This window comes from Brakhagea slesvicensis (genome assembly GCF_052161625.1).
GTDB lineage: Bacteria > Planctomycetota > Planctomycetia > Pirellulales > Pirellulaceae > JBKCUI01.
In genome coordinates, this window is record NZ_CP197412.1 from 3264716 (window position 1) to 3291338 (window position 26623).

16 protein-coding genes are annotated in these 26623 nt (G+C 56.0%); 7 read left to right on the plus strand and 9 right to left on the minus strand.

From position 1 onward, the window contains the following. Positions 1–159 precede the first annotated feature (159 nt). Positions 160–2991 (plus strand): WD40 domain-containing protein, encoded by a 2832-nt coding sequence (locus SH467x_RS12405; protein WP_482367429.1) that lies wholly within the window; start codon positions 160–162, stop codon positions 2989–2991. Between the two features lie 25 nt (positions 2992–3016). Here the strand turns inward: SH467x_RS12405 and SH467x_RS12410 are convergent, their stop codons facing one another. After that, on the minus strand, positions 3017–4690 hold the full coding sequence (locus SH467x_RS12410; protein ID WP_482367430.1) for a HEAT repeat domain-containing protein: 1674 nt from the start codon (positions 4688–4690) through the stop codon (positions 3017–3019). 101 nt (positions 4691–4791) lie between these two features. Here SH467x_RS12410 and SH467x_RS12415 point away from each other — a divergent pair, with 101 nt between their 5' ends. The 4 genes from SH467x_RS12415 to SH467x_RS12430 all read left to right on the plus strand — a co-directional run bounded on the left by SH467x_RS12415 (position 4792) and on the right by SH467x_RS12430 (position 8544). Continuing rightward, positions 4792–6114 carry a DEAD/DEAH box helicase gene (locus SH467x_RS12415; protein WP_482367431.1) on the plus strand — a complete coding sequence of 441 codons (1323 nt, stop codon included), beginning with the start codon at positions 4792–4794 and terminating at the stop codon, positions 6112–6114. Between the two features lie 87 nt (positions 6115–6201). Further along, on the plus strand, positions 6202–7500 hold the full coding sequence (locus SH467x_RS12420) for a Gfo/Idh/MocA family protein (RefSeq protein WP_482367432.1): 1299 nt from the start codon (positions 6202–6204) through the stop codon (positions 7498–7500). A 127-nt stretch (positions 7501–7627) separates the two neighbouring features. Further along, a complete protein-coding gene (locus SH467x_RS12425) occupies positions 7628–8230 on the plus strand; it encodes a DUF1801 domain-containing protein (protein WP_482367433.1) in 603 nt (200 codons plus the stop codon). After that, positions 8227–8544 carry a hypothetical protein gene (locus SH467x_RS12430; protein ID WP_482367434.1) on the plus strand — a complete coding sequence of 106 codons (318 nt, stop codon included), beginning with the start codon at positions 8227–8229 and terminating at the stop codon, positions 8542–8544. Before SH467x_RS12425 ends, SH467x_RS12430 begins: the two co-directional genes overlap by 4 nt. On the opposite strand, the gene SH467x_RS12435 is transcribed toward SH467x_RS12430, so the two are convergent. From SH467x_RS12435 to SH467x_RS12460, 6 genes are all read right to left on the minus strand, one after another. Continuing rightward, complete coding sequence (locus SH467x_RS12435; protein ID WP_482367435.1) at positions 8541–10541, minus strand: alpha/beta hydrolase family protein; 2001 nt, start codon at positions 10539–10541, stop codon at positions 8541–8543. The genes SH467x_RS12430 and SH467x_RS12435 overlap by 4 nt on opposite strands. A 121-nt stretch (positions 10542–10662) precedes the next feature. Continuing rightward, positions 10663–11907, minus strand: coding sequence for a PDZ domain-containing protein (locus SH467x_RS12440; RefSeq protein WP_482367436.1), 1245 nt, complete (start codon positions 11905–11907; stop codon positions 10663–10665). 133 nt (positions 11908–12040) lie between these two features. Beyond that, positions 12041–14443 (minus strand): hypothetical protein, encoded by a 2403-nt coding sequence (locus tag SH467x_RS12445; protein ID WP_482367437.1) that lies wholly within the window; start codon positions 14441–14443, stop codon positions 12041–12043. After that, on the minus strand, positions 14440–16746 hold the full coding sequence (locus SH467x_RS12450) for a BatA domain-containing protein (protein ID WP_482367438.1): 2307 nt from the start codon (positions 16744–16746) through the stop codon (positions 14440–14442). Before SH467x_RS12450 ends, SH467x_RS12445 begins: the two co-directional genes overlap by 4 nt. Next, positions 16743–17657 carry a DUF58 domain-containing protein gene (locus tag SH467x_RS12455; RefSeq protein WP_482367439.1) on the minus strand — a complete coding sequence of 305 codons (915 nt, stop codon included), beginning with the start codon at positions 17655–17657 and terminating at the stop codon, positions 16743–16745. Before SH467x_RS12455 ends, SH467x_RS12450 begins: the two co-directional genes overlap by 4 nt. An 18-nt stretch (positions 17658–17675) precedes the next feature. Next, the gene (locus SH467x_RS12460) at positions 17676–18689 is read right to left on the minus strand and encodes an AAA family ATPase (RefSeq protein ID WP_482367440.1); all 1014 of its coding nucleotides are present in this window, start codon (positions 18687–18689) and stop codon (positions 17676–17678) included. Between the two features lie 279 nt (positions 18690–18968). Between SH467x_RS12460 and SH467x_RS12465 the strand changes: the two genes are divergently transcribed. After that, complete coding sequence (locus SH467x_RS12465; RefSeq protein WP_482367441.1) at positions 18969–20288, plus strand: DUF3748 domain-containing protein; 1320 nt, start codon at positions 18969–18971, stop codon at positions 20286–20288. 24 nt (positions 20289–20312) lie between these two features. On the opposite strand, the gene SH467x_RS12470 is transcribed toward SH467x_RS12465, so the two are convergent. Next, on the minus strand, positions 20313–23663 hold the full coding sequence (locus SH467x_RS12470) for a UTP--glucose-1-phosphate uridylyltransferase (RefSeq protein ID WP_482367442.1): 3351 nt from the start codon (positions 23661–23663) through the stop codon (positions 20313–20315). Positions 23664–23693: 30 nt separating this feature from the next. After that, the gene (locus SH467x_RS12475; protein WP_482367443.1) at positions 23694–24527 is read right to left on the minus strand and encodes a sugar phosphate nucleotidyltransferase; all 834 of its coding nucleotides are present in this window, start codon (positions 24525–24527) and stop codon (positions 23694–23696) included. Positions 24528–24813: 286 nt separating this feature from the next. Between SH467x_RS12475 and SH467x_RS12480 the strand changes: the two genes are divergently transcribed. After that, entirely contained in the window at positions 24814–26607 is a 1794-nt protein-coding gene (locus SH467x_RS12480) for a SulP family inorganic anion transporter (RefSeq protein ID WP_482367444.1), read from the plus strand. Positions 26608–26623: the final 16 nt, after the last annotated feature.

A 26623-nucleotide genomic window follows, 5' to 3' on the forward strand; every position in this document is an offset into this window, starting at 1 on the left:
GTCGTGCACGGCCTATTTATTGTAGTTCAAGGCTCCCGCCAACATAGGCAAGCAAACCGAGCTTGATTCTTTCCGGATGGCCCAAGTTCAATTACCATGGAGAGTCCCACCGCACCCCTCCCTCCCTCATACGGGGTTCCACCCGTCTAAAGGAAGAACATGGCTTTCCGAGTTCGTTTCTGTCTTGCCCCTCTTTTCGTAGTCGGAATCTCGGCATTCACCCTCGTGTCCCAAGCCGCAGAACCACCTGATTTCGTCAACGATATTCAGCCGTTGCTGCAGAAAAACTGCGTTGCCTGCCACAATCTACAGAAGGCCGAGGGGGGGCTCAATCTGGAAAACCTCGACGTTCTTCTCAAAGGAGGAGATAGCGGAGAGGCGCTGCAAACCGGGAAATCGCTCGAAAGCAGCTTGGTCCGACGCGTCAAAGGGGAAGAGGAATTGATGCCCCCGGCCGATAACAAGGTCGGCGCGAAGCAATTCACGCCCGAAGAGATCGCGCTCCTAGCTGCATGGATCGACGGCGGTGCAGCGGCTGGTTCGAAGAAGAACGCCACCAAGATGGAATGGCAGAGGATCCCTGATTCGGTCCGCCCTATTTATGCAATCGATGCGACCACAGATGGACAATTCACGGTCCTAGGCCGAGGAAACCAAGCGGTGGTCTACCATTGGGCGGCTCATGGTTCGTCGGAGCCCTTTGTCCTCCTCGACCCCGACTTGGCCACCCCAACTCCCAATGGAGCGGCAACACCCGCCCCGAACAACGCCACGCACCTAGATTTGGTTCAGTCGGTCGCGATCGATCGAACCGGGAACCGCATCGCAACCGGCGGATTCCGCGACGTGAAAATTTGGCGAAGAGCGGACCAAGCGATCTCCGATGCCATGGCAGCCAATATCCGAGGAAGCGTAACCCTGGCAGCTTCTCCGGTCGAGAAATGGCTTGCGAAAGCGACGCGCGCTCCGAGTTTGGAGATCGTCGATACCGAATCCCTACAAACGGTTGCTCGGTGGGACGCTCCTGCCCCGATCCGTTCGATCGATTGGACCTCCGATGGCAAAAAGGTGATCGCTTTACTCGAGGACTCCCATGTCGCCCTCTTACCGATCGCCGATGCTGTTGCCCAAAAGATGAAGGCCTTGGTGCCGGAACATTTGCAGAAGACCGATGTTTCGGCATCGCAAATCGTCGCGTCCAACGCGAACGGGTTCTTGCTCCGGACCACCGAAGGACAGCTTCGGTCCTGGCAGTGGAACGGTGCTAACGATGGCGAGCGAGGATGGGTGAAGTCGGAGCTTGGGAAAGAAATCGCGCAAATCGTTGCGATCGACTTCGCGGCTCCGGATCGCGTCTTGGCTGCAACACAGGATGGCACATCCCATCTGCTGTCTCTCTCGCAGTCGAAAACCGAGAGAACAATCGCTCATGGCTCCGCGGCTTCTGTTGCCATCCTTTCGGCCGATGGAAACACCTTGGTGACTATCGGGACCGATGGTGTCGCGAAGGGGTGGAACGCAGCGGATGGCAAAGCCCTTTGGGAAAATCGATTGGATTTAGAATCGCAGCGAGCCATTGAAGAATCGGAGACTCGTTTTACTCGCTTCAAAGCCAAGGTGGATCGAGCGGCTTCGCAAGTTCCCGAGTTGGAGAAGAGTCAGAAAGCGGAAGCGGAAAATGTTGCCAAGCTCCAGAAAACGAAGACGGAAATCCAAGACGCGCTGACGAAGAAGGTCGCCGAGCTCGACACGCAAACAAAACAAGTCACTGAGGGAGAAGCCGCTGTCCAAGCTGCGACGGCCGCACTGGAGGAAGCCAAAAAGAAGCTGGAGCAATCACAAAAAGACTTGGAGGCCCGCAAAGCAAATCTTGCGAAGGCCGAGGCTGCGAAAAAGGAAGAGAACGCCAAACTCGAGAACTTGGACAAGACCCTCGTCGCAGCCGATCAATCCGCAGCGAAGGCGGCCGCCACGCTCGCCAGTTTTCAAAAACAGTTGGAAACGGACAAAGCAGACCTAGCGACGCTCGAGAAGTCTGCACAGGACGTGAAGGGGAGCAAGCCACCGATTCCGATCAGCCAAGCCGCCATCACACCCGACGGAAAGACATGCGTGACCGTCCGAACCGATGGATCTCTCCATGCGTTTCGAACCGATCGCGGGACGAATCAATCGACTGTCGCGGGAAATCTTGTGTCACCAGCGGCCCTCGCGTTGACGGTGGATGGGCAAGTATTGGCAATCCACGAAGATGGTCGCTCGATCCATTGGAATTTGGCGAACCGCTGGTCGCTGGAAAAGACGATCGGCACTGCGGAGGACTCTCCCTTTAGCGATCGCGTTACCGCTTTGGATTTTAGTCACGATGGAAAACTGCTTGTGGTTGGAAGCGGACCGCCAAGTCGATTTGGAGACCTTAAACTGCTGGACGTCGAGACGAGCACCATTCGGAAAGACTGGGGGCAAGTCCATAGCGACACCATCTTCGTTGCGAAGTTCTCACCGGATGGACAACAGGTTGCGACGGGAGGAGCCGACAAACTCGTCCGGCTTCATACGGTCAACACAGAACTCGCTCCGAGGACGCTCGAGGGACATACCCACCATGTCCTCGGTTTGGCCTGGCAAGACGACGGATTCTTACTTGCAAGCTCCAGCGCGGATAACACGGTCAAGGTATGGGATGTCGAGCTTGGTCAAGCCCAGCGGACCATCGCTGGCTTCGGTAAAGAAGTCACCGCGCTCTCCTTTGTAGGGCGAAGCACGCAGATCCTTTCGTCCTCAGCGGACCAGCAAGTCCGATTGCACAACGCAGCCGATGGGAAACTGATTCGAGCGATCGGCGGCCCTGCCGATGCGCTCTATACCTTGACGGCAATCACTCCCAACGCGGCCGACATCAAAACCGCGATGGTAGCTGCTGGCGGTCAAGACGGAATGCTTTGGGTCTGGCAGGTCGAAGACGGGAAAGCCGTCCAGCAGATCAAATAAGCCGTTCGGCAAGAGTCCGAGACGGCTAGGCAAACGTATGAAAGAACTCGCGGCCTCGCCACAGGTAATAGGTGAGCGTGAGCGCATCGAGAGACGGAGCCAGGGAAGGGAGCGTGACCAGCTCCTTTCCATCGAACGCAAACGGTTGCTTGCGTCCTCCCATTTCACCCATACCTACCAACACGCGATTACCGAAGAAGTGAGCTAGGAACGCAGGCTCCACGACTTCGAACCTATCCGGTTGCAGGACTTGTCCCCACTCCAGTACGGTCGCTTCATCGGAAGTCGAGAGCCGGTTGGCTGGGGTTTCGTAAACTTCAGGATGTTCGATATCCCAGCCGGCGAAGATGGCGAATGCGTCATCCATCGAGACATTCGCGAGATCCTGCGAAAAAGCTTTGGAGGTCGGGCCCGCGAATCCGACATTGCTGAATTCGCTATCGCGCATGCCGTAGCCAAATCGGAACAGAAAACATTCCTGCGGCGACTCGAATCCTGGCCACGGGAGCGTACGCTGTTCAAGCAATTCGATCCTCGTGGGCGGTAGTCCCATGTTCTCAACTTGAGCAAGCCACTGCGCCAATTGCGACTCCGCGATAGCTAATACCGAGCGATATTGTTCATCGATCTTTTCGATGCACCCGAGTTCTTCGGCGTACGCAAGGACTCGAGTGCGAACCGCCGGATCGATCGCCATCTCCATCAGGGCATCGATGCCATGCTGCTCTCCCAGTTTACCGAGGGCAAAGGCAGCTTCGGTACGGATGCGTCGATGTTTGAGCTCGAGCGCTTGATTCAATTTACCGATGCATGAGGCGTCTCCGATCGCCGACATGGTGTGGCAAAGGGAAACGCAAAGCGAGACTGAATCGAATAAGATCCGTTGAATCGATTCCGCGGAGTCCCCGAACTTGGCCGGATTCTCTTCCAGGACACCCAAACGCTGAACCATTTCCCCAAGCAGCTTCACGAAGAATGGGTAGCGTTCTTGGGCGGGGTGAGATTCGACTTTCTTTTGGGAGAAAAGGTGGTTGGCGATGTCGAGTGCCGAGCTCAAGATCGAGGGATTGGCGGTATCGAATACGCGAGGGAACACGATCGAGCGATCCCAATCGTCGTACTGCAAAAGGGGGCTCAAAGCGAGGGAAGCCGACGTCCAAGCATCCGGAGGTTGCTGGAGCAACAGATCGATTCCCATGCGAATGGCGGTGGAATGCCCAGAAGCAAACGGGACCTGCAGAAGCGCCCCTTCGGCGCGAGTGAATCGTCCGTGTCGAATCTTCAGATAGAGCTCGGCAGCGCTCTGAACAGCCATCAGGCGGCGGAGGGCCGCTTCTTCGCTTTCCAGAGGAGCGACAACGGACTGCCGAAGCCATTGAGCCAGCTTTCGGAGCAGTTTTTCCAGGGCACCGAAATTCGCTGGTTGAAGGGGCGATGGGTCGGACGAGTCTTCTTGACTCGCTAGCTCCAGTTCGCGGTTCGCATGGGGTGCTTGAGCAGAGGGGCCATGATCGTGAGAATAGGCCAACCAGTTCTCCGCAAGCTCCCTGGCGACCGGGATGGACCAAAACGGAGAATCCGGGTCGGGGAATTCCGATCGTCCAGGCCCCTCGCCCCGGCCGGCCGTCTCGAGCTTTTGAAAGACTCTCAAACTCCAGAGATGAGCTTCGTCGGACGATTCGAAAGGGTCAATTTCCATTAGATTCGGACAAAAATGAGATTCTGAGCAAAGCGGCATATCTTAGTCACAACTCTAACGTAAAATGTTTTTTTGGACGACACCAACCGGGATTGAGAGGCATGGAATCAAAAATCGCTGAGACGTTTGAAGAGCTCGGACTATCTCCGATCATGATGAGGGCCCTTGCCAAACTCGGTTACGAACGCCCGTCACCCATCCAATCGCGCGTCATTCCTTGGGCGATGGAAGGCTACGATCTGATCGGTCAGGCGCGAACGGGAACCGGTAAAACAGCCTCTTTTGCCATCCCGATTTTGGAGCAACTCGACCCTCTTCGCGCTTGTGCCACTCCCCAAGCCTTGGTGCTGGTCCCCACGCGAGAATTGGCTGCCCAAGTTCACGGCGAATTTGTCAAGCTGGCCGATGGGTGCCCGACTTCGATCCTCGAGGTGGCTGGTGGCAAGCACTTGGACCGCCAAACTCGTATGCTACGCGAGGGAGTTCAGGTGGTGGTCGGAACGCCGGGCCGTGTGATTGACCACATCCAGCGTGGATCCCTCGATCTGCGACGCCTCTGGTGCGTCGTCCTCGACGAAGCCGATCGCATGCTCGACATCGGATTTCGCCCCGATATTGAACGGATCCTTCGCAGATGCCCCGAAAACCGTCAAACGCTTCTACTCAGCGCGACGTTGGCCGCAGAAGTGAAAGAGTTGGCGAATCGCTATCTCTTTGAGCCCGTCCACATCGACTGCTCGAATAAGGACATTTCCGTCGAGACGATCGAACAACGCTATCTGACCGTTGCGCCGGAGAAGAAGCTGGAAACGCTTCTAGCGCTTCTCGAACGAGAGCGTCCCCCTCAAACGATCATCTTCTGCCGGACCAAACTCGGGACAGCCAAGCTTCATAACCAGCTTGAACGCCAACTGCACAAGTTTCCGGATCTGAAACATCTGCGCCTGGCAACCATTCACGGGAATATGAACCAATCGCAACGCGACGCGGTGTTCAAACAGTTGCGGGAAGGTTCTGTCCAGATCTTGGTCGCAACCGACGTTGTTGGACGGGGGATCGATGTCTCGACAATCTCCCATATCATCAACTGGGATCTACCCGACGACTGCAGCGACTATGTCCATCGAGTCGGCCGGACCGGACGGATGGGACGAGAAGGAATTGCATTTTCGTTCGTGGCCAAGGGGCAAGGGCAGATGCTGACCGAGATCGAGCACAAGATCAATCGACTGCTGGTGCTCGACCCGCTGTCGGATAACCACGCGACCATGTCTCGCGAAGTGAGCACGCCGACCGTGATCCGGGACGAAGTAGAAATCGGATCCGCTCCCGAAAGCTTTGGATTGGTCGCTCAAGGGGCTACGAAAAAACCTCGGCTCAACCGAATGCGGCGCCCCCTTAGCGACCGCGAACGCCGCCGCTAATCACTTCCGACGTCGCCTCAATCCTTTTCATGTATATTGAGAACCGTCATCCTCGACGGTTCTCTCCCGCCTTCCCCTGTGCTCACCATGACCTCTCTTTCTCGCCGTTCGGTCCTTGGGGCCACACTCAGTGCCGCTGCAATCGCGACCACTACTCCTCGCACCCTGGCGGTCGCACACCCCAAGCCTCGCTACCTCAATGAGCGGATAGGTGTCGGTGCGATCGGCCTTCGATACCAAGGAAGTGTCATCGCGCATAAAGCCCAAATGTACGGTGACATCGTCGCGGTTTGCGATGTCGATCGCCATGTGCGCGATCAAGCCAAGGCGGCCTTTGGCAGCACCCCAGCCAGTTTCGAGGATTACCAGCAACTCCTCGCCCGCAAAGATGTCGACGTTGTATTGATCGGCACTCCCGATCACTGGCATACGAAAATGGTGATCGATGCTTGCAGGGCAGGTAAAGATGTTTACTGCGAGAAGCCGCTCACGCTGACTATCGACGAAGGAAAGCAACTGGTAAAAGCCGTTCGCGAGACCGGGCGAATGGTACAAGTTGGTTCATGGCAGCGAAGCGACGAACGCTTTCGCTTGGCCGTGGAGATGGTGCGGGCTGGCCGGCTCGGTAAGTTGAAACAGGTCGATGTCGTCCTTGGAAAAAACGGTGTTGGCGGCCCCTTCACGCCTCGCCCAGCCCCCTCCCACCTCAACTGGAATCTCTGGCAAGGCCAGGCGCCGGAGGTTCCCTATGTCGAGGAACGATGCCATTACACGTTCCGATGGTGGTACGAATACTCTGGTGGACAGATGACCGATTGGGGGGCTCACCATGTCGATATCGCTCAGTGGGCGATCGGCTCCAATCCAATTGAGATCGATGGGAAGGGGCGGTTCGCAAATCAGCCCGACAGTTACAACGTCCCCATCGATTTCTCCGTCGACTATCTCTTTGAAAATGGAGTTCGCATGACCGTGCGCGACGAAGGGGAAAACGGTATCCTCTTCACCGGGGACCGCGGCCGCATCTTCGTCAATCGCGGTAAGATCACCGGCGCCCCTGTGGAGCGATTGCGTGAGGAACCCCTTCCGCGAGAAGCTTGGAATGTTTATTCGGCCGACAATCACGATCGCCCCCTTCGCGCCGGAAAACTGGATGCCATCATCAACCACATGGGGAATTTCTTTGACTGTGTGGAGTCACGGAAGCAACCGATCTCCGATGTGGAGAGTCAGCATCGCAGCGTCTCCTCCTGCCACTTAGCGAATATCTCCATTCGGTTGGGACGAAAGCTCCGATGGGATCCGGCCGCGGAGCACTTCGTGGATGACAAAGAAGCAAACGGACACTTGCAGCGCGAACAACGAAAAGGCTTCGAAATCGTCTAGAATGGCTCGTTTTGCACAGGTTGGCTAGCGATGAAATACGAGCGTTCTTCCGACGAACTGCGGATCGTACCGATCTTTCACGGTTTCCTCCATCGCTTCCATCCAGAAGAAGAATAATAGGTTTGCAATGCAAAGCAAAGCTTCCACTGTGGCGGAATATCTCGACAGCCTACCGGACGATCGCCGCGCAGGAATCGAAGCGATGCGGCGAGCGGTGCGAGAACATCTGGATCCTGGGTTCGAAGAGGGAATGCAATATGGGATGGTCGGCTATTATGTCCCGCACCGACTCTATACCGCCGGTTATCACTGCGATCCTAAACAGCCCCTCCCGTTTGGGGGTATCGCATCGCAAAAGAATCATCTCGCGATCTACTTCATGCACCTCTATATGTTCCCCGACGAATTGAAATGGTTTGAAGAGGAGTATGCCAAGACGGGCAAGAAACTGGACATGGGAAAGAGTTGCATTCGCTTCAAGAAACTCGAAGACATCCCCTTAGAACTGCTAGGTCGCACGGTCCAACGGATCTCGCTCGCTCGATACATTCAGCTTTATGAACAAGTGGTGGGACCGAAGAAGAAAGAGTCGAAAGCGGCCAGCAGCAAAACTTCAGTCACCAAGAAGACTCCCACGGAGAAGAACAAGGTGACCAAGACGGTAGTCGCGAACAAGACCGCGACCAAGAAAGCAACCACCAGGAAGGCTACCAAGAAGAAATCCAAATGACGATGGATTCACCCGATGTGGCGGCGGTTCCTTGGTATCCCAACGAGACTGTCTACGAATCATTTCGCGATGCTGCCGAGGATCCGCAGGAGTTCTTTGACTCGTTTGAGGAATGGAAGGTCGCAGCCTTGGAGCATGAACGGCAAGCGGAGCGAGTGGGGGTCATTCTGCTGCGCATCCGCATGTCTCTCGACGAGTTTCAGTCTTATTGCGTGCGTTCCTATTGCCACAACGATCAATCGGGGCGTTCGCAGTTCGCCTATCACAAAGCTGAACAGATCATCAAGATGTCGAGTGGGAGGGGAACGCCTTAGCGTTTCCCATCGCGTGCACCCCACGGGTCTATTTGCTCAAGCCCTTTCGCTGCCAAGGCTTCGTAGCAGTCAGGCAGATCAAATGCTTTCAGAATACCAGCGGGAAGCAGCGCATAAGGCCAATCGTAGTCTTCGGTCTCGGCGACCGATTGAAACGAGACCAATGCATGCTTCAAGGTCACGCGATTCACAACGGGACTTAGAACTCCCGTTAATGCGGCGACGATCGCCCCCCAGCCAGTGCCCATGAGATGGATCCGCTTGGTGCCGATCGATTCCAGCCACTGGATTGTGTGCAAGCAATCGGTCACTCGTTGGCCCAAGACAGGACGATCGAGCATGAGACCATGCGCTGCACCGAAGTAGTCGCTACCATAAGGGTTGTCGAATTGGTTAGCGCCACACGTGTCAGGTTGAGAATCTCCGATCCCTCGAACATCGCATGCGAAAAAGGGCATGCCTCCTGCCGTTCGGACTTGTTCACGGAGCCACGCGTCGTCTCGAAGTTCGCTATCGCTCGAGCGGTGCGAGACATAGAGGGTGACATCCGTGAGATCCTGACTAGGACGGGACATCCAGTTTTCATTCGCAAGCATTGTCACAATTGTGTGAATGCCCGGTTCGGTATCGACGGCGTAGGTCGTGTACTGCCTGATAGGATAAAGACGATTTCCGACGCTTCGCAAGATGCGGTAATCGGGATCGCTTGACGGAGCGACAACTCGCAGCGTTGTCCGGATACGTTCCGGTAGCTCGCTAGCGGTCGGCTTGTGTCTAGCGCGTTGTTGCGACTGGGCGATATCTCGCGTGTAGGAGAAAACGGTTTTGGAATCGAGGTCCGCGACCGAACCCCGAGGAGTGCACCAGAGTGTTTCGTCCTTCTCGATAACCATCTCCGATTCCACATCGCGATCCTCCAGATTGGTTTGTGTGTTGAAGAATCGGTACATCGATTCACGGTTTTCTTGAGAGAAGCCGTGGTAGTTCGGTCCGATGACCAATTGCAGGTTGTCGGGTTTCCCCATCGCAGTGTAAAGCCGCTTGAGCCGATCATAGGCCTCCTCCGCACCGCGAACATCGAAGAAGTCTTTTTCTTGGGCGAGAATCACCATCGGCTTCGGAGCCATGGCGGCGAGGAAATCCGAATGGTCCATGCGGAGTGCGAGGGCCTTTGGTGGGCACTGCTCGGTATCAGCGGGCAGTTCGTTCTCGACATTGCGTCGAAACGTGGTGATGAAGCAAGCGGGAGCGGCCATGGTCCAACGCGACTCCAGGGCGCAGAGCCAAGTCGTTTGCGTACCTCCTCCGGAGTTTCCCGTGACGCCGACTTGGTTGGGGTCGACCTCTTCGCGGGTGAGCAAGTAATCGAGGGCGCGGATTCCATCCCATGCAAACCATGTCCCGAGGAACTCGCCGACGAGCGTCTGCTGATTCCCCATCTGGATGTGTTCGGAGACACCGGAAGACCATTTCGCTTTGCGGTCCGGTGCGGAATACTGCAGTCGCTCACCTTGGCCGATCGGATCGTAGATGAGTGAGACATAACCGAGCCTTGCTAAACCCTGCGCAAAGGACTGATAGGCTTCTGCGGCTTTGCCATTGGCCGAGTGGCCGCACGTACCGACGACTCCGGGCGCCTTCCCTCGCAGCTCCTTCGGAACATAGAGATTGGCAGTGACCCAAAATCCTGGGCGGCTTTGAAAAATCACATTCTCGATTCGATAGGTGTCCCGCTCGGTGACCTTCATGACTTTGGCATGGAGAGGTGTCTTTTCGGGCAAGGGACCGAAGCATTGCCGCGCGCGGTCCTGGCAGCTGGCCACATACTGCGCAGCCTCCTCAGGGGAGCGAACTTGGGCGCGCAATCGGTTCCCTTCGTTTTCGGCTAGACGGACCTGATCAACAAGCCACTCCTGGGTCATCCGGCTGAACCGCTGGAGAGGCTGCCAAGCCTTCTCCTGTGGCGCGAAAATGGGAGCCGCGTGAGACCTCTGCATCAGTGAAGAGTTCCCTGCGGAAGCGCTCAGCACGATGGAAGAGGAGGCGATGTGGGAAAGAAACGAACGGCGGTGGGGTAGGTTGGAGGGATTCATCCCGCCATTGTATCAAGACAAATCGCTAGGGACGGGGTTCCAACTGTCTCAATCTCGATTCCAACTCCGCGATCCGCTGCTGCGCGGTCGATAACTCGGTAGCGACTCGTTCCAACTCCAGTTGTAGGGCGGAAACGTATTCGGGGGTCAGCATCTCGGCCGTAACACCGCTCCCTTCCCATTCACCTGAGACCTCAGGTGCATTCTTTCGAACCAGTACGGCGCTCCCCCTTTGAAGGATGGCACCTCGGTAGAAGGTGAACTCCAACAGTTCCCCAGGGCTGGCCGTGAGAATATGGTCGTACACATTGTCGGCCGTTTTGACTTCCTCTCCTCGCATGGAGACGATGCAGTCGCCGGGCCTCAATCCCGCTCGCTCCGCAGGAGACCCAGATATAACATCGGTCACCGATGCACCTCGGTAGGCCCCGATGGCAAACTGTTTGCGAAACGCCTCGGACATATTTGCAACATTGACCCCAAAGTACGCATCGCCAGGTTGAGGAGCAACCGGCTCGTAAGGAATCGCACCAGGGACATTGCCATGGATGCGGTTGGCCATGTTGCGATCCATCAAGACGGCGACCAAGCTCATGTTTTTTCCGCGACGATCGACCAAAAAACGAATGGGAGTACCCGCCGGATATTCGGCAAGCTGAACCGCAAAGTCTTCCACGGTCGCCACTGCAGCCCCTTCGACGCCGATCAATCGATCTCCCGGCCGAAACCCTGCTTTGTACGCAGGCGAATCGGGGGTGACCTGCGCCACATTCAGACCAAAGCCACCTCCCGCCGAGGATTCGACGGTCATCCCCAAATAGCCCCCGCCCGGTTGCTGTGGACGGGATTGCTGCGATCGGGGTTGCTGAGAAATGGATGATAGAGGAGGGGAGGGCAGCGGATTTGCCTGCTGCGGCTTGGGCAATGGAGGTGGGACGGCGGATGCTCGCTTCGGACTGTTCGCACCGCGGGGGGGCGGGAGCAATTCATTCTCCTCTTCGGATACCTTCGAAGCGTTCTTGGAGTCATCGATAGGCCCACCTTCTTTGGGACCATCCTCTTTGGGCATGGCGACGGGCGGATTCAATTGAAGGGGGCTGGCCCCCTGTTCAGGCTTGCTCTCTTTCGCCGCGGACTCCTTGGCCTTCGCCTCCGCCTGACGTTTGAGGATTTTCTCCTCCAATTGCTTAAGAAAATCCTGCGCGACCAGCGACGGAGAAGCCATCCAACAGAGCAAGGCAACCGCAGCTACCATTCGTTTGCAATTCATAACCAGCCTCCCGCTTCTCACTACCAATTCGGACGATTTCGTTTTTCGATGATCACCATAGCCGAGCTACTACGATTCTTGCAACCGAATTTCGTAAGACAATGTTTGCTTGGATGCGGTTCAAGTCCCGATGTCACACAAGCCCTACTCGTTTTCGCAGCCACCATTCGGACGCTAGCAAAATCAAAATTGCGAAGAACCAAGGGAAACTTTGCCAAAGGGGAATGGTGACTCCGAGAACTTTTCCATTCGAGTAGGCTTTCAATCGCTCGACGAGCTCTTCGCTCTGTTGGATGTCCAGATACTGGCCACCTGACTCCACGGCCATCCGCTGGAGGAGGGATTCGTTGCGAGCCAATCGCTCCCATTCACGATCAGGAGGACGCATCACATAGACCGACGTTGCGAGGAGCTTTGTTTCCTCAGGCAACCCATCGGGAACGAGTTGAATACGATATTCCCCTTCGATGGGGACCAGCGATTCGTCGACCGGAACGACACCAGCAGTGGGGATCGTCCACTCTCCCTCAAAAAAGCCCTCTGCATTCTCGACCGCTTGAAGTTCCACGACGGCAATGGTCTGACCGTTCGCATCCACCGTGGCTAGAACCCGATCCAATCCGATCGGCGTCCCATCGTCACCCAATATTTTGGCGCGAATCTGCAAGGACTCTCCATGCCGGACCACTCGTGTTCCCGCATCGATCGCAATCCGTTCGCCGCGAACGATGAAAGGAGGTCGCATGATCCAGCCCGCCAACTGATTCCAAAACCGTTGATGGTAAAGATCCGACACGCCGTAGCGCCATCGCCATGTTTCATCGGTTGCCAAGTAAACCACACGCCCTTGTCCGAATCTCTGAGTCGCTATCAACGGGATCGACCGATTCCGATCCACCACACCTTCCAGGATCACCTCGGCTCCCCCTTTCGGTTCTCTATGGCGGTACGTGTGGGGGGGCTGCAATTGACTCCAAAGCTTTTGATTTGCGATCCCATCCGACTCGAACTGAAAGGCGGGCTGTTGCGAACCGACCGATGTCAGCTTCAAAGTCTGTATCGCGCCTCGCGTATCCCCTAAAACGTTGGCAGGTGGGCTTGAAGCCAAATCAAGATTCTGAACAGATTGCTGCGCCGAAGTGTCCGTTCGTTGCACCGGGAGCAGTTCCTGCAGCCATGCGGGGGGAGTTGTTTCGGATCCTTTGACGCTGTCGAGGACGATCAGTCCGGCTCCTGCGTATGCGACATAATCTCGCAGCCAAGTCTGTTTTTCAGCTGGAATGCTTCCTGCGCTTTCCATGGTCATGATGAGAAGATCCAGTTCAAAAAGATCTTGTTTGGTGCGTGGGAAGAACTCGGCTCGAAAAGCATTCGGCCCCAAAAACGCGTTGACTTTCCAGGCAGGATCGCGGTCGAGTGCGTTACGGAGATATCGAGACTCCCACCCCCCTAATGGGTCGAGTAGGAGTACCGAATTCTGTTTGACGACTCCCCAGGCTGATGACGCCAATCGGTTGTTTTCGCGTGTTAACTCGACCGCCTCGGTTTCGACCCAACCCATGAGATCCAGTGGTACAGCCCGTTGTTCGAATCGAGAGGGATGGAGCTGCTGCGCTCTCGCGAGAAGTGGAGCGGCAGGTACATCCAGCGTTACTTCATAGACTCCCCGATTTTGCGAGATGACTTCTTGACTCCAAACGACATCTCCTTCGTGTTCGACTCCAACGCGATAAGGTGTGCCGGCGGGCAAGGTTTCTTTCACTCGTAAACTGCCTCGCAATCGATCTTCGCTTCGCACCGAAGATGAAAAGGTCGCTTCCAAAACGGCGATATCAACCGGTTCCGTCCTGTCCCCCACGCCGAGTGAATAGATAGGGACACGCCGGCCGCTGGAGCGAACGACATCGTCGACCGCAGCCCCCGAATTGCTTTGTCCGTCGGTGAGGACGACGATCGCGTCCCAAGCAGCCGGGGGATCTGGCTGCGAAGTATCTTGGGTCTGTTCGCTGGACGAGAGCAGGGAGAGCAACACATCTCCCAGCGGGGTCGAATCTTCCACGGCATTCCAGGCCTTCGTGGGAACCGGCTCTCGATCTTGGAGAGAATCCCAAAGCTTTTCACCTTCCGTGGTAAAGAGACGCAGATGATGGCTTTCCGCTACACGAGCTAGAACGCCGGTGCCTAGCCCCCCATTGCTAGGATTGCCGTTGCCGCTGGATTGCAATGCCGCTCGCAATTGTTCGATTCTCGATTGTTCCCTATCTGGATCTTGGATCGCCATACTTCGCGATCGATCCAGAACCCAAGCGATACGTCCGAGCGTCCCGTCGATATGTTGGTATCGAATCGTTGGCCCTGCCAGCATTCCGAGCATCAAGGCAAAGGCAATCGCTCGTAACAGGGGAAGGATGAAACTCCAGGGGCGCTGCAGCCATCTCGTTTCGCGCCAATACCAGCTTGCGATCAACACACCCCCAAGCAAAGCGAGCGCCGCAATCCACCAACCGGGAACTATTCCTGTGAACTCCAATCTCATCGCGATGGCACCTCGCTCCCTCCATGAATCGCCTTCGCCTTCATTCCCCGTTTCGTCATGTACGATTGCTCGATCGCCATCTCCGCTAGAAAGCAAAGAACGGCAGCGATCCAAAACCAGCTCCATACCTCACGGCCGAGAAAGTCGGCACGCATCGCATTCAGATAATCGGAAGCAGATCGGGAAACGGGCCACTCTCTTGTTTCCAACCCGTCTTTCGCAGACTTCGAATCCCATGGCATCAAGCGAGATTCGCGTTGAGCCTCCGTTTCCCGCGCGCGAGAATCGACAACTGCCAAAGATCGATATTCGAGGGGCCCTCGCTTCCACTTCGCCTCGTAAACTCCTTGCTGACGCGTATCGAGCCACTCGGTGCTTTGCGATTCTCTCTTCACCGAAAATGGATCGACGACGGTGATGGTCTCTCGCGTGCCATCGGGTGGTTGTCCAGCCCCACCCATCTCTGTTGGGGGAGGAATGGGAATCGACCATGGTTCGCCCGGACTGAGGAGGAACGATCGAGAATCGCGTCCCGCTGCATCCGAAACAATACGTTGCACCAGTGGTACAAACGCGGCGCGGGAGGGTAGGTTGGAATCCGAGCGGTCACAGGAAAACGAAAACCATAAAACAGTTCCGTTTCCGAGTGGGGAGCGGATAATCCACGCGTCCCCATTGCTAAGCTTCGCTACCACTTGAGAGCCTTTCGGCATGGAATCGGTGATCGGCGTGTAAGCGCCGATCAGCGTGTCTCGGAGCGATTCGAGGCTGGGTCGAGAAAGCTCTCGAAGTTTGCTCCACAAGAAACTGTCCGTGTCGATGGTGACCTGCCCTTCCGACGCGACTGGCGATTCGGAATTGCTGGATCCTGGATCGGTTGGAGACGCCGACTCGGCAATCACCCGAGGCTTCACTTCCGTGCTCCGGATACCACCTTGTTCGAGACTCGGCAAACGATTCCACGCATCGCCATTGGTTCGATCTCCTGGGAAAACCAAGAGGCCTCCCCCCCGTTGTACCCAGTTGGCCAAGATCGAGGACTGGCTCTCGGTAAGAGCAGGTACGTTGCAAAGCACAACCACCTCTGCGTTCTTTAATTGCGCATCGCCCCATTCGTTTGGCCCGACGACCGTGCACTCGAAAGGATCCGATCTCCCTTTCGCCAACTGCGAGAACGGGGCGAGCGCCAATTTGAGATAGTCGCTTTCGCTCGCCATTTTCTCGGGCTTTCGATCCCCGTCGACCATCAGGACGCGAACCGGAGAAAGAACACGCAAGGGTAGATAGGACTCGTTGTCCAATCGCAATCGATCATCCGATTCCATCGCAATACGGGCCAAGAACTCGCCTGCTTCGGATGCTGTCCACCGAAAGGTGAGTTCCGTTTGGCTGTTCGCACCCAAACTCACACGTTGCTCCTCGATCTCTTTCTCGTCGATAAACAAGCGAATCGAGGTGTCGTTGCGAGGCTCAAGGCTGTCGTTGAAAACAACGGCTTTCAGCTCGAGCGGCTCGTTGGGAGTTACCCATTTGGGAGACGTTGCTCGAAGATGAATGCTCCCATTCCCCAGCAATCGCTGCTCGATTGGATCCGTCCGTGCATCCGCCGTCTGAAGCAACGAAAACTTCGGTGCGACGATTTGCTCCGAAAGGCGATCTGCGAATCTTGTCCATGTTTCTTCTCGGCCCGACCAATCCTTCTCTTCCAAATCTGTTGCTAAGAGGATGAATCGGGAGGAGGTTTGCTCGCGACCAAGCCATTCGAGGGCCAACGATTGGGAATTCTCGGTATCGAGGTTCCCTGCAATCGAAGGATTTTCGCGAGCAACTCGCAACCAATTCGCCAAGTCTGCTCTTGTTTTCGCTTCGACGATTCGCGGTGGAGACCCAGCAAGGACCACTGCGATGCGGGCGTTTTCCGGAAGTTCGTCACGAAGCTGTTCGATCTGGCTCAGCGCGTAGTTCCAACGCGTTGTACTGTCCTCTCGCAGCGCCTGCATCGAGATCGAGTCGTCTAAGAGGATCGCGAGGGAAAGGGAGCTTCCAAGGCCTCCTGAACTCCAGGATTGCACCAGAGGACGGGACATTGCCAATGCTAGAAAGACTGGTATCAGGCATCGGAGCAAGAGAAGAAGCCACTGTTTGAGTTGAAAGCGTCGGGAGTTCGAACTGCGGGCCGATTGGAGAAACCGCATCGCCCCCCACTCGACCACTCGGTAACGGCTCCGATACAGCAGATGGATCACAAGGGGAACGACAAAGGCCGTCGCTCCCAAAGCCAAGATTGCATTGAGGAATGTCATCGAGCCCCTCTTCGCCTCGCCAGGTACCGCTGAATCGCTTCGCTGTAGGACTGAGCCGTGGTCAATGAAATCAAGTCCACACCATTTCGTTCGCATCCGGTTCGAATCGTCTCTTGGTGTGCATGGAGATTTTCGAGATAGCGAGCACGTATAGTCGCAGGTTCAACGAGTTGTTCGTCCGTCGCAAGCTCCAGAGAACGAAACATCGTTCTCTGTTGAAACGGAAAATCCAGTTCGTCCTCGTCGACGACTTGGAATAGGACGACCTCCTGTTGATTGCTCCGCAGCAGCGCCAGGGATTTCACCACCGATTCCGCGTCGCTGATGGTATCGGAGAGAATGATCACCAGGCCGCGACGTTTGCTGCGACGCAAAAATTCTTCCGTTGCCCGTCCCCAATCCGCTTCTCCTCCCGGCGTGGATTGCGTTAAGAGCTCCATGATTTGGTGGAGATGACCGGGTTGATTCTTCGGAGGTAGGAATAGCCGGATTTTCGCCTCAAACGTTGCCACCCCCACGGCGTCTTGTTGGGACACCAGGAGGTAGGCCATGCAGGCAGCGAGCCGGACCGCATATTCGTGCTTGGTCAAACCGGCAGCGCGTCGCCCCGCATAGTTCATCGAACCACTTTGGTCGATCCAAATCGTGCAACGAAGATTGGTTTCGTCTTCGTATTGCCGAATGTAGAGCCGGTCGGTCTTTCCGAAGAGCTTCCAATCGATCGAGCGGATCTCGTCCCCCGTCACGTAAGGACGGTGCTCTTTAAAATCAACACTTGCCCCCGTATGGCGTGAGCGGTGAATCCCACCCCGCACTCCCTCGACGACTTGACGCGCCAACAGTTGCAGGGACCCGACTCGTGTCATGTCCGTGGGGGTAAGCCATCGCAGCAGTGGATTCTTCACAGTCATGGTCCAGATCGATCGAGATTATCTACGGACCAATTGATCAAGTAGTTTGGCGATGATGGCATCGGACGTGATCCCCTCCGCCTGAGCGCTAAAAGTGGGGACGATTCGATGGCGCAAAACAGGCGGGGCGAGCGCGACCAGATCCTCGGTCGTGACATGATACCGGCCGGACAACAGAGCCCGCGCCTTGCTCGCCATCACCAACTGCTGACTTGCTCGCGGCCCCGGTCCCCACTGCACCAATCCGGGAACCCATTTGGGAGCGTCGGAATCATTGGGTCGCAGCGATCGAACGATGTTCAGAACAAGCTGTTTCACTGTCTCGGGCAGCGGGACGAGCCGAACCAATTTTTGGAAGGCGATGATGTCCTCGCCATTGACGACCGGAGTGATCTTGGAGCTTTTTGAGCCGGTGGTCAGATCAATGATCGCGGCTTCTTGATCGCGGGTCGGATAATCGACGATGGTTTGAAAGAGAAATCGATCGCGCTGTGCTTCGGGGAGGGGGTAGGTTCCTTCCTGCTCAATGGGATTTTGGGTTGCGAGGACAAAAAAAGGTTCTTGCAGTTGATAATGCTTTCCCCCGACGGTGACCGAGTGCTCCTGCATCGCTTCGAGCAACGCGGCTTGCGTCTTCGGAGGGGTTCGGTTGATTTCGTCCGCCAGCAGGATCTGCGTAAAGACGGGCCCTTTTTCAAAAACGAGATGCCGTTGACCATCGTCGGCTTGCTGGATGATGTCGGTTCCGGTGATGTCGGCCGGCATGAGATCCGGCGTGAACTGGATCCTCTGGAACTGCAGCTCCATGGCTTGCGCGAGCGACCGGACCATGAGGGTCTTGGCCAGTCCAGGAACTCCTTCGAGCAAGCAATGTCCGCCGGCCAAGATGGCGATCAGCAATTGTTCGACGGTTTTATCTTGTCCCACGATGGCATTCGCGACTTGGCTCCGCACCTTCCCCATCGCCTCTTGCAACCGCTCGGCCTGCGCAACATCGGGTGATTCCATCGCATCGGCAGCAGGCGAGTTCATATGGTCCTAAAATCCAATCAAGAGTAAAACGTGGAAGGCGGAACGCTTCGACGGGGTGAATCCACCTTGACAAGGCTCAACCGCCGCCGGAGCCACATGCGCCGCCGGAGCCACATGGTATCGCCACATTGTACTCCAGAATTAGAACTTCAGAATCCGATCTCCAGAATCCGCAGTTCTCACAGATCCTTTCGTCGTTGCCGATCCCCCCGTTCTTGGCAATCCATGGGGGCGTGTCGAGAGCTTGCCGTTTCCTTCCTACCGCCTCAGGGCATGTCGATGTCATCCATCCCAACGATCAAGGCTTCGATTCGACTTCTGACCCATCGACCTGCTGGCCATACATTGAATCGGAGGCAAGTCCTTTCCCTGGACAGGCAATGGGCTATCTTCGATGGTCGCAATGACGACCCGCAAATCGCTTCGACCCAATCGATTTCAAGGATCCATCTGCCTACTGGGTCGATCGAAACCCTCTATGAAACGGAAACCCAATCCGAATTCGGTCCCGGTGTCGGTGCGGCGGCGTACCATCCCCGTGAGAACCAAGCGGTCTTCATTCATGGTGTGAGAAACTGCAATCCCGAAAGACCGTACGGCATCGCGCGTCGGTTCGGAGCGATTTGGAACCATGCCTCCTCGCGCATCGTTCCGCTAGAGCAGCGCGTGGTTCGGCGGCACCCCCGTTTGGGTGAACTATCCGGAGGAACCCATGCCCACAGTTGGAGTCCCGACGGCCGCCGCGTCAGCTTCACTTACAACGATGCGCTAACCCCTGATATGCCTCGAACTGTCGGCTTCAGTTCGCTACGACTTGCTCCTCCCCCTTGGGATGCTTCGTCGATCGAGGCGGAAGCGGAGAACTTTCCCGGGCAGTGCGCAAGCTTGCTAGTTTGCCGGCCCCCGACTCGGCACGGGATCTTGCAAGCCCTCGAGGAATGCTGGGTGGGGAACGATCGAATCGCCTTTCTGGGCACGGTGCTTCGCTCACCTCGATCGGAAGAACGGATACAAGAAATCTTCCTGGCACAACTCCCTTCCGACACGGAACTTGGCAAGCTGCTCAAGGAATCGAATCAGTCGGAATCTGCGAAGCAAGACTTTCATTCTCAATGGGAGTCGATGGTGCAGATCACGCGATTGACACAGCTGGACCACCGCAAGTTTCCAGGAATCCAAGGCCCTCGGCATTGGCTAGTCGCAGATCTTCCGCGGGGTCGCATCTTCAGTCTGTGGCGCGACGATCGAGGAATGCCTCAAATAATCGAAGTCGATTTGGAATCGGGGGCAAGCACTCCTCTCACCGATTTGGAATTCGGTGTATCGGAATCCTTTAGTTACGATCCCCTCACCGAGCAGGTTGCCATGGTTTCGAACGGAAGTATTCACGTTTTTCGACGAAGTGACAAATCGATGCACCGAATCGAAGAAGAGGATTACAACGACTCCAAGGGACGGGAAATTGCAGAACCCCGTTGGCACGGCGGCTATGTCGGGGCTCCCCATCCGATCGATGCGGAAAATTGGTTGATCAATCGGTACGTCCAACTTCCGGAGGGGGCGTTCCTTCAAATCTTGCATTGCACTCGAAAGGGATAGGAATCGATCACTTCGGTTCCGCCCTTATGAGAAATCGCACATTCTTTCAATGGTTTCGGCGGAACCATCTCGCACCCACCCGTCGAGTTGCCCTGGGTCTTTGAGCTGTTGCCCGCGCACGGCGGGGACTGCAATGTATTCACACTCGATCGACGGAAGGGTGCTCATATCTCCCCAAATTTTCTCGAATTGGGAGACCGGGAACACATCTTCTTGTCCTAATCCCCATCGCTTCTTAACATCCTTGATGGTGATGTAGGTGGGAAGGCGTTGACCGAGAACTCGGACCGCTTCCTCGACCCGATCGGAATTGCTCAAATCAGACCGCTTCAATTCGAACGCTTGCAGAAGCGGATCGATGCTGATCCAAGTCGTCATCGAGGAATAGAAGGAGAGTTTGAATTCGTCCCGATCCGAGGGCATCGCCATACCTTCGACCAAGCGACGCTTGCCATCGACGATGGCCAGTCCACCACCTCGGTCATCCACCCGACGTGAAATGACTTCGAAGCTGAGGCAGGCGTTCGACTCAATGTGTTTGCTGAGCACCAGAGGGTCGATATTGGCACCGAGGGTGTCGATGTTGTGCAGTAGCAGGAATCGCAAGCTTGGCTGTTCCACGAGCATTCGGTGCAACAATCCGTTCCGAAGCATGTTGGGGATCTCGTACCAATGGCCGACTGGATGCATGCACTGTTCTGGAATGTTGTCCGTGTAATCCGAACCTTCACCGACCGATTGAGCCCAGCCCATGATGGCTGCGTGCGCGCTCTCTCGAACCTTTTGCTGCTGCTCATCCAGCGTCTGGTGCGCCATTTCTTGCCACAGGAATTGGAGATCGCGAAGGGTGGGGACCATTCTCAACCCGACCGAGAGACCTCTCGACAGGTGCACGGGGCCTGGATAGTCATAGTTTTGGACGTTGCGGAGATGGCGTTCCATCGGTGCATGCGTGAGATATCCCGTGGTAAAGACGTGCGGAATATTGGCGCCAAATCGACGTGAGGTTTGCCTGCTTTTCGCAAGGTGCACTTCGATGAAGCTTCGGTGCGCGCCTGCCAATCGGCAAAAGGGATGAAGTCCTTTGACGACCCCCGCGCCTCCTGTCCAACGGGATCCGACGCCAGCCGCGAGTGTTACCACGGCGACCTGGTTCTCCAAAATGGCTTTGGCACCGATCGATCCTTCCCCGCTTCGGATCAACGCGGATGGAGCAATGGGGATGTCTCGAAGGTCGATGATGTCATCGCGCGAGACATCTTCGATAATCGATTGCGGGGGAAGTCTGTTTTCGGAAAGCCCGATGCGGCCCCCCAAGAGATCGGTTCGGATTTGCTCATGCAATTCGCGGTCAAAGCCATGGTACTGCAATCGTTCTCGGAGTTCGGCTGCCGACTCATCGCGTTGATTCTGTTGAGGCAAGATGCGATCGAGCAGCCACTTCGCTTTTTCGTTTTCCATTCGGCACAAATGGTTCAAACGTCCCAATTCCTGCTGGACTTGCGGGGTGAGGTCTCGTATCTCACGTCGAATCCACTTCGGTGCAACGATTGCATAATAACCATCGGGCATCATGGCTTCATCGCCGGATAGCAATTTGGCCCATGAGCCTTTTTCTTGGATCGAAAACTCGTAAACGATCGGATCCATCGCGAAAGGTAGTTGCGTTTCCATGGCTCGCTTGGTTTCGACGAGTGCTTGAAGCAGCCATGGTCTCGCTTCGTTTTGGACAGTCGGATCGAAGAAAAATCCCATGCCACCCCCGGACATCCCACCGAGCATGAGAAAGCCCCAGAAGCGATCTCCCCAACGCTCGCGGCATTGTTCGATCATGCGATCGGTGAACCGATTGGTGCACCACGGGATGATGGTCTGCAGGGGCCCGGTGAAGTTCTGAGTGGTGAGGCTGGCTACACGGCGTATGTCGCCTGCTTCGAGCGCCTCGACGATCTGTTCATAGATACCGATCGCCTCGTTACGGGCCCGCCATTCGTCGCTGGCTCGTACCAAATACTTTTCGGTAACCATTTCAAGGATTGGACCGACGTTTTGAGCCATTCCCCCGTAGACGAGGATCAGGCTCTTCTGGAGCGCATCGAGCGATTCTTGGGAAATCCGTTGCGCACCGAGCACGGTGTGCTGTGGCAGCAGCCTTCCGCGACTGATCCCGAACTCGGGATCCCCTTCGCTGGCGAGGACTCCCTCGATCCGTTTGATGCCAGGCCAAATCCCCCCCGAGTCTTGCCAGCCACCCCCGGAGCCGCCGAGCCATTCTCCGAGGATTGCTCGAGCGGTAATCAGTCGTTGATCCACGACTTCCAATTCGCCAGTCAACCGGCCTACTTGTTGCGTCGCACGCATCAATACAGAGATCAGGCATCCGAGAAGATTGGTGGAGACCGCGAGTCGGGATCCTTTCGGGATATTGTTCACGCGACTGACCAGCTCCAATCCCAACCCTTCTTTTCCGATCAGCGTCGCGAGGAGTTCGCTCATTTTTCGATGGCATCCCTCCATGGCAGGCGGGACGACGCCGGATGCGATGAGGGCACCTTTCAGGAGCCCTAAATAATCTTTGGCAAAATCAAAGACTTCATCGATCTCCGTAATTTCCGCCTCTGCACCAAGATCGGTGCTGACCAACCTTAGCACTGGGCGATCGATCACGCGAAGGTAGGCCTCCACGGGAGGCTGCGGATGCGAGTCCCGTCCGTACACACCGAGATGGATCGAGGCATTGAGCACCTTTGCACCTTCAGGGAAATCCATCCCCAGAAAGAAGATGTCGGACCAGCCGCTGTGCGAAAAATCCATTCGGACGCTGGTCTTTTCCGTCAAGATCGGAAAGTCCCCTTGATTGGAATGACTTCGGAGCAGCGATTGGTTCAATCGTAACGGGTGTTCGTGGGGATGGCCGATCCGAAACATCCATTGATTGCCCCGAACGGTTCGGACGCTCCGTTTGACCTGATCCGCAAGCGTTTGAATACCAAGTTGGTGGTAGGCGCGGGCCAAAGCGCTAGCAATCGCGACCGTAGGACCTTGTTGTCGCTGTACGGCGAGCAATTGATCGATCGCCTCGGGAAAGCGTCGGCCCAAGATGTGTTGGTAGGCTTCGTAGGGAAGCAAACCAGCCGAGGATTCTGGAAAAGAGTTTGGCAAGTAATAGCGGTAGATGGCCGCTAAAAAGAAATGGGATCGAACGCGATGGTAGAGATTGGTGGCGGAGCGGCGAAAGCGATCAAGCTCGGAGGCTGCCTCTAGCAATCCCAAGGCATCCAAGTTTTCGCAAAGCTCCTCTAGCGTGCGATTGCGCACCGAGTCGACGTCCGATGTGATTGTTTCGATCCAAATACTGGCGGAGTGTGTATTCATTCTACGGGGCCGAAAGAAGGGATAGGTTCGTTATCGAGTGGCCAGCAGTTCGACCATATCGCTGAGCACTTGGTCGCGATCGACTCCCGAAAGGGATAGAGCCAGTTGTGTATTCAGCAATCCATATTTGACTCCTATGTTGTACCGGTACCCCTCAACCTCGACCGCGAGATACCGTTCGCGAAGCGCCAGTTCTTGCAGCGCCTCGGAAAGGGCGATGGGACGCTGATGTTCTTCTACAAGGGTTTCCAAGATATCGAGGACGGTAGGTGTGAGAACATGCATGCCAAAGAAACAGAGATAGATTCCGCTTCGAAAGCCAGCGATCGTCAACTCCTGCTCGGCCAGCGTGGGAGTCGGCTTCTCAATCACCCGCTTCACTTCGTAAAGTCGATCGGTTTGGGGCAATCGATGGCCTCCGATAGCACCGAAGTAGGGGAGCATCTTTTCTTTGGTGGGATGCACACCGGAAACAGAACTATTTTCCTTGGTCGCGACCTCGATGATCTGCTCTGCGCAACGTTGGCCGTTTCGACTTAGATACAAATGGTCTCCGACGAGGTGAAGAAAGGGTTCGTTGCGGGCAAAGGTCTTCGCGCACAAAAGGGCTTGGCCATAGCCTCGCGGTTCTGGCTGGATGACGAAGGTCAACCGGTCGAGGTACGGGCCGGCAGCTTTTCGATAGGCTTCCTCGTTACCTGGACTGATGACGATACCGATCGACTCAATCCCTGCAGCGTCGATTTCTTCAACGATCATTTCCAGAGCCGTTTTCTCCATCCCATCTCGATCGACGAGACGCTGGAGCGGCAATGCCCCTTGCCCGGGGCCGGCTGCTGTGATTACCGCTTTTTGAATTCTCATGGATCGGACTTACCCCAAAGGGACATTGGAAAATGACAGGTTGATGGTCGGGGGACCTTTTCGGCGGAGGTGTTTTCACCGCAGAAGATCCGTTTAGCGTACTTGAGAGTCTCGCCGAATTCGATCGGTTCGGAGCCGAGTGGCCTGGGTTTTGAGGGCCGAATGGAGAGCTTGTTCGGTTTGTAGCGACGATAACGCTGGGGTTCCTGCCCAGAAAAATTCCACCGATTACAATGACTCGTCTCAATAACGGTCTCGCTGCCTGCACTCACCCTGAATGGTCGGAATGTCTTCTCGTATCGCCGAAGGAATCTTCAAATACGTTCCGGCCTTGGAGTCCCTTCGCACCTATAGTTTGAATCATTTTCGGCGGGATCTCTTCGCTGGGCTGACCGTTGCCGCGGTCGCCGTCCCGCAAGGCATGGCGTACGCGACCATTTTTCACATGCCTCCCGCGATGGGGCTCTACACAGCGATCGTGATGACGACTGTCGGTGCGTTGCTGGATTCGTCCAAGCAACTGATCAACGGCCCGACCAACGCCATCTCCATTGCCATGCTGAGCGCTTTGGCGGTGCTGCCAGAAGAGTCATGGATCGGTGCTGCGATCATGATGGCGTTGATGATTGGTGTGATCCAAACCGCCATTGCCTTGTTTCGCTTTGGCGACTTATCCCGATTCATCTCCCACGCGGTGATTGTCGGGTTTACGTTGGGGGCTTCGGTGCTCCTTTTACTTGATCAATTGAAGGTCATCCTAGGCATCAAATCGATGGGGGGACACCATGATCACTTCCTGGTTCGCTTCTATCGGACGATGACCGAAGGGGGAGCCATCCATTTACCGACTTTCGGCATTGCGACGTTCACCATTTCCATGGCGGTTGCGATCCGATTTCTCAACCGACGCTTGCGATTGGGGCTTCCCGAGCTCTTGATCGCGATCGCATCCTCCGCCGCGTTGCTTGCTTTCGTCGATCCCTTGCAATCGTCGGGGGTGCGGCTTTTGGATCCCGTGCCGCGCGAGCTCCCCGCGTTCGCCTTGCCTCCTTTGGACTGGAACCAAATGCGGACTCTTTCCAGCAGCGCGGCCGCGATCGCATTCCTCGGGCTTCTCGAGGCGATGGCGATGGCCAAGTCGATCGCGGCGAAAACGGGTCAGAAGCTCGATATGAACCAGCAATGCCTGAGCGAAGGGGTCGCGAACCTTGCCGGCAGTTTCTTTCACTGTTTTCCCGGGTCGGGCTCGCTCACCCGTTCCTACATCAATCACGCTTGCGGGGCCGCGACTCAATGGTCCGGGGTGATCAGCGCCGTGGGGGTGATGGGGACCATTCTGTTGATCGCCCCCTTGGCCCAATACGTCCCGCGGGCGGCACTTGGAGGGGTTCTGATCCTCACCGCCTTTCGCATGACGGATCCCAAAGCGATCGTTTACTATTTCAAAGCGACCCGTTTTGATGCCATCATCATGATCGCGACCGCAGTCTCTGCCGTCTTCGTTTCGATCGAGTTTTGTATTCTGATCGGGGTCTTCCTTTCGTTCGCATTTTACGTTCCGCGAGCTGCGAAGATCAAAGTCAACGAACTGACCATCACCAGCGACCGGGTCATTCGCGAGGCGACGGAGTCCGATGTTCGCTGCTCCTTTATCCGGATTCTCAATATCGAAGGGGAGATGTTCTTCGGTTGCGCGCCCGAGTTGGAGAGACAGCTGCAGGCATTTGAGGAATCCCTGCCGGATACCTCGCAGCTCATTGTGATCCGTTTGCGAAGGAGCAACAATCCAGATGCGGTCTGCATGCATGTCATGGAGAATTTCATTCAACGCATGAAACAACGACGCATTACGGTCATGCTCTCCGGGGTCCATGCGGCCATGGCGACGACCATGCGAAACGTCGGTTTGGATCAACTCGTCGGGCCGGAGAACATCTTTCGTGAAGAAACGGAAGTATGGGCTAGCACCTTCACCGCGATGAAAAAAGCCTACGCGCAGATCGGAACGGCTCGATGCCAGCATTGCCCAAATCGGCAAATCGCCCAAGAAGAACGCAATGACTGGTCCTATATGATCTGATTTCAAAAGGCTGAGT

Bases quoted from the DNA above. Each gene is read 5' to 3' on its own strand.
- SH467x_RS12420 (WP_482367432.1), top strand. From the start codon at position 6,202: ATGACCTCTCTTTCTCGCCGTTCGGTCCTTGGGGCCACACTCAGTGCC.
- SH467x_RS12450 (WP_482367438.1), bottom strand. From the start codon at position 16,746: ATGACATTCCTCAATGCAATCTTGGCTTTGGGAGCGACGGCCTTTGTC.
- SH467x_RS12430 (WP_482367434.1), top strand. From the start codon at position 8,227: ATGACGATGGATTCACCCGATGTGGCGGCGGTTCCTTGGTATCCCAAC.
- SH467x_RS12440 (WP_482367436.1), bottom strand. From the start codon at position 11,907: ATGAATTGCAAACGAATGGTAGCTGCGGTTGCCTTGCTCTGTTGGATG.
- SH467x_RS12435 (WP_482367435.1), bottom strand. From the start codon at position 10,541: ATGCAGAGGTCTCACGCGGCTCCCATTTTCGCGCCACAGGAGAAGGCT.
- SH467x_RS12405 (WP_482367429.1), top strand. From the start codon at position 160: ATGGCTTTCCGAGTTCGTTTCTGTCTTGCCCCTCTTTTCGTAGTCGGA.
- SH467x_RS12410 (WP_482367430.1), bottom strand. From the start codon at position 4,690: ATGGAAATTGACCCTTTCGAATCGTCCGACGAAGCTCATCTCTGGAGT.
- SH467x_RS12455 (WP_482367439.1), bottom strand. From the start codon at position 17,657: ATGACTGTGAAGAATCCACTGCTGCGATGGCTTACCCCCACGGACATG.
- SH467x_RS12460 (WP_482367440.1), bottom strand. From the start codon at position 18,689: ATGAACTCGCCTGCTGCCGATGCGATGGAATCACCCGATGTTGCGCAG.
- SH467x_RS12465 (WP_482367441.1), top strand. From the start codon at position 18,969: ATGTCATCCATCCCAACGATCAAGGCTTCGATTCGACTTCTGACCCAT.
- SH467x_RS12425 (WP_482367433.1), top strand. From the start codon at position 7,628: ATGCAAAGCAAAGCTTCCACTGTGGCGGAATATCTCGACAGCCTACCG.
- SH467x_RS12470 (WP_482367442.1), bottom strand. From the start codon at position 23,663: ATGAATACACACTCCGCCAGTATTTGGATCGAAACAATCACATCGGAC.
- SH467x_RS12475 (WP_482367443.1), bottom strand. From the start codon at position 24,527: ATGAGAATTCAAAAAGCGGTAATCACAGCAGCCGGCCCCGGGCAAGGG.
- SH467x_RS12415 (WP_482367431.1), top strand. From the start codon at position 4,792: ATGGAATCAAAAATCGCTGAGACGTTTGAAGAGCTCGGACTATCTCCG.
- SH467x_RS12480 (WP_482367444.1), top strand. From the start codon at position 24,814: ATGTCTTCTCGTATCGCCGAAGGAATCTTCAAATACGTTCCGGCCTTG.
- SH467x_RS12445 (WP_482367437.1), bottom strand. From the start codon at position 14,443: ATGAGATTGGAGTTCACAGGAATAGTTCCCGGTTGGTGGATTGCGGCG.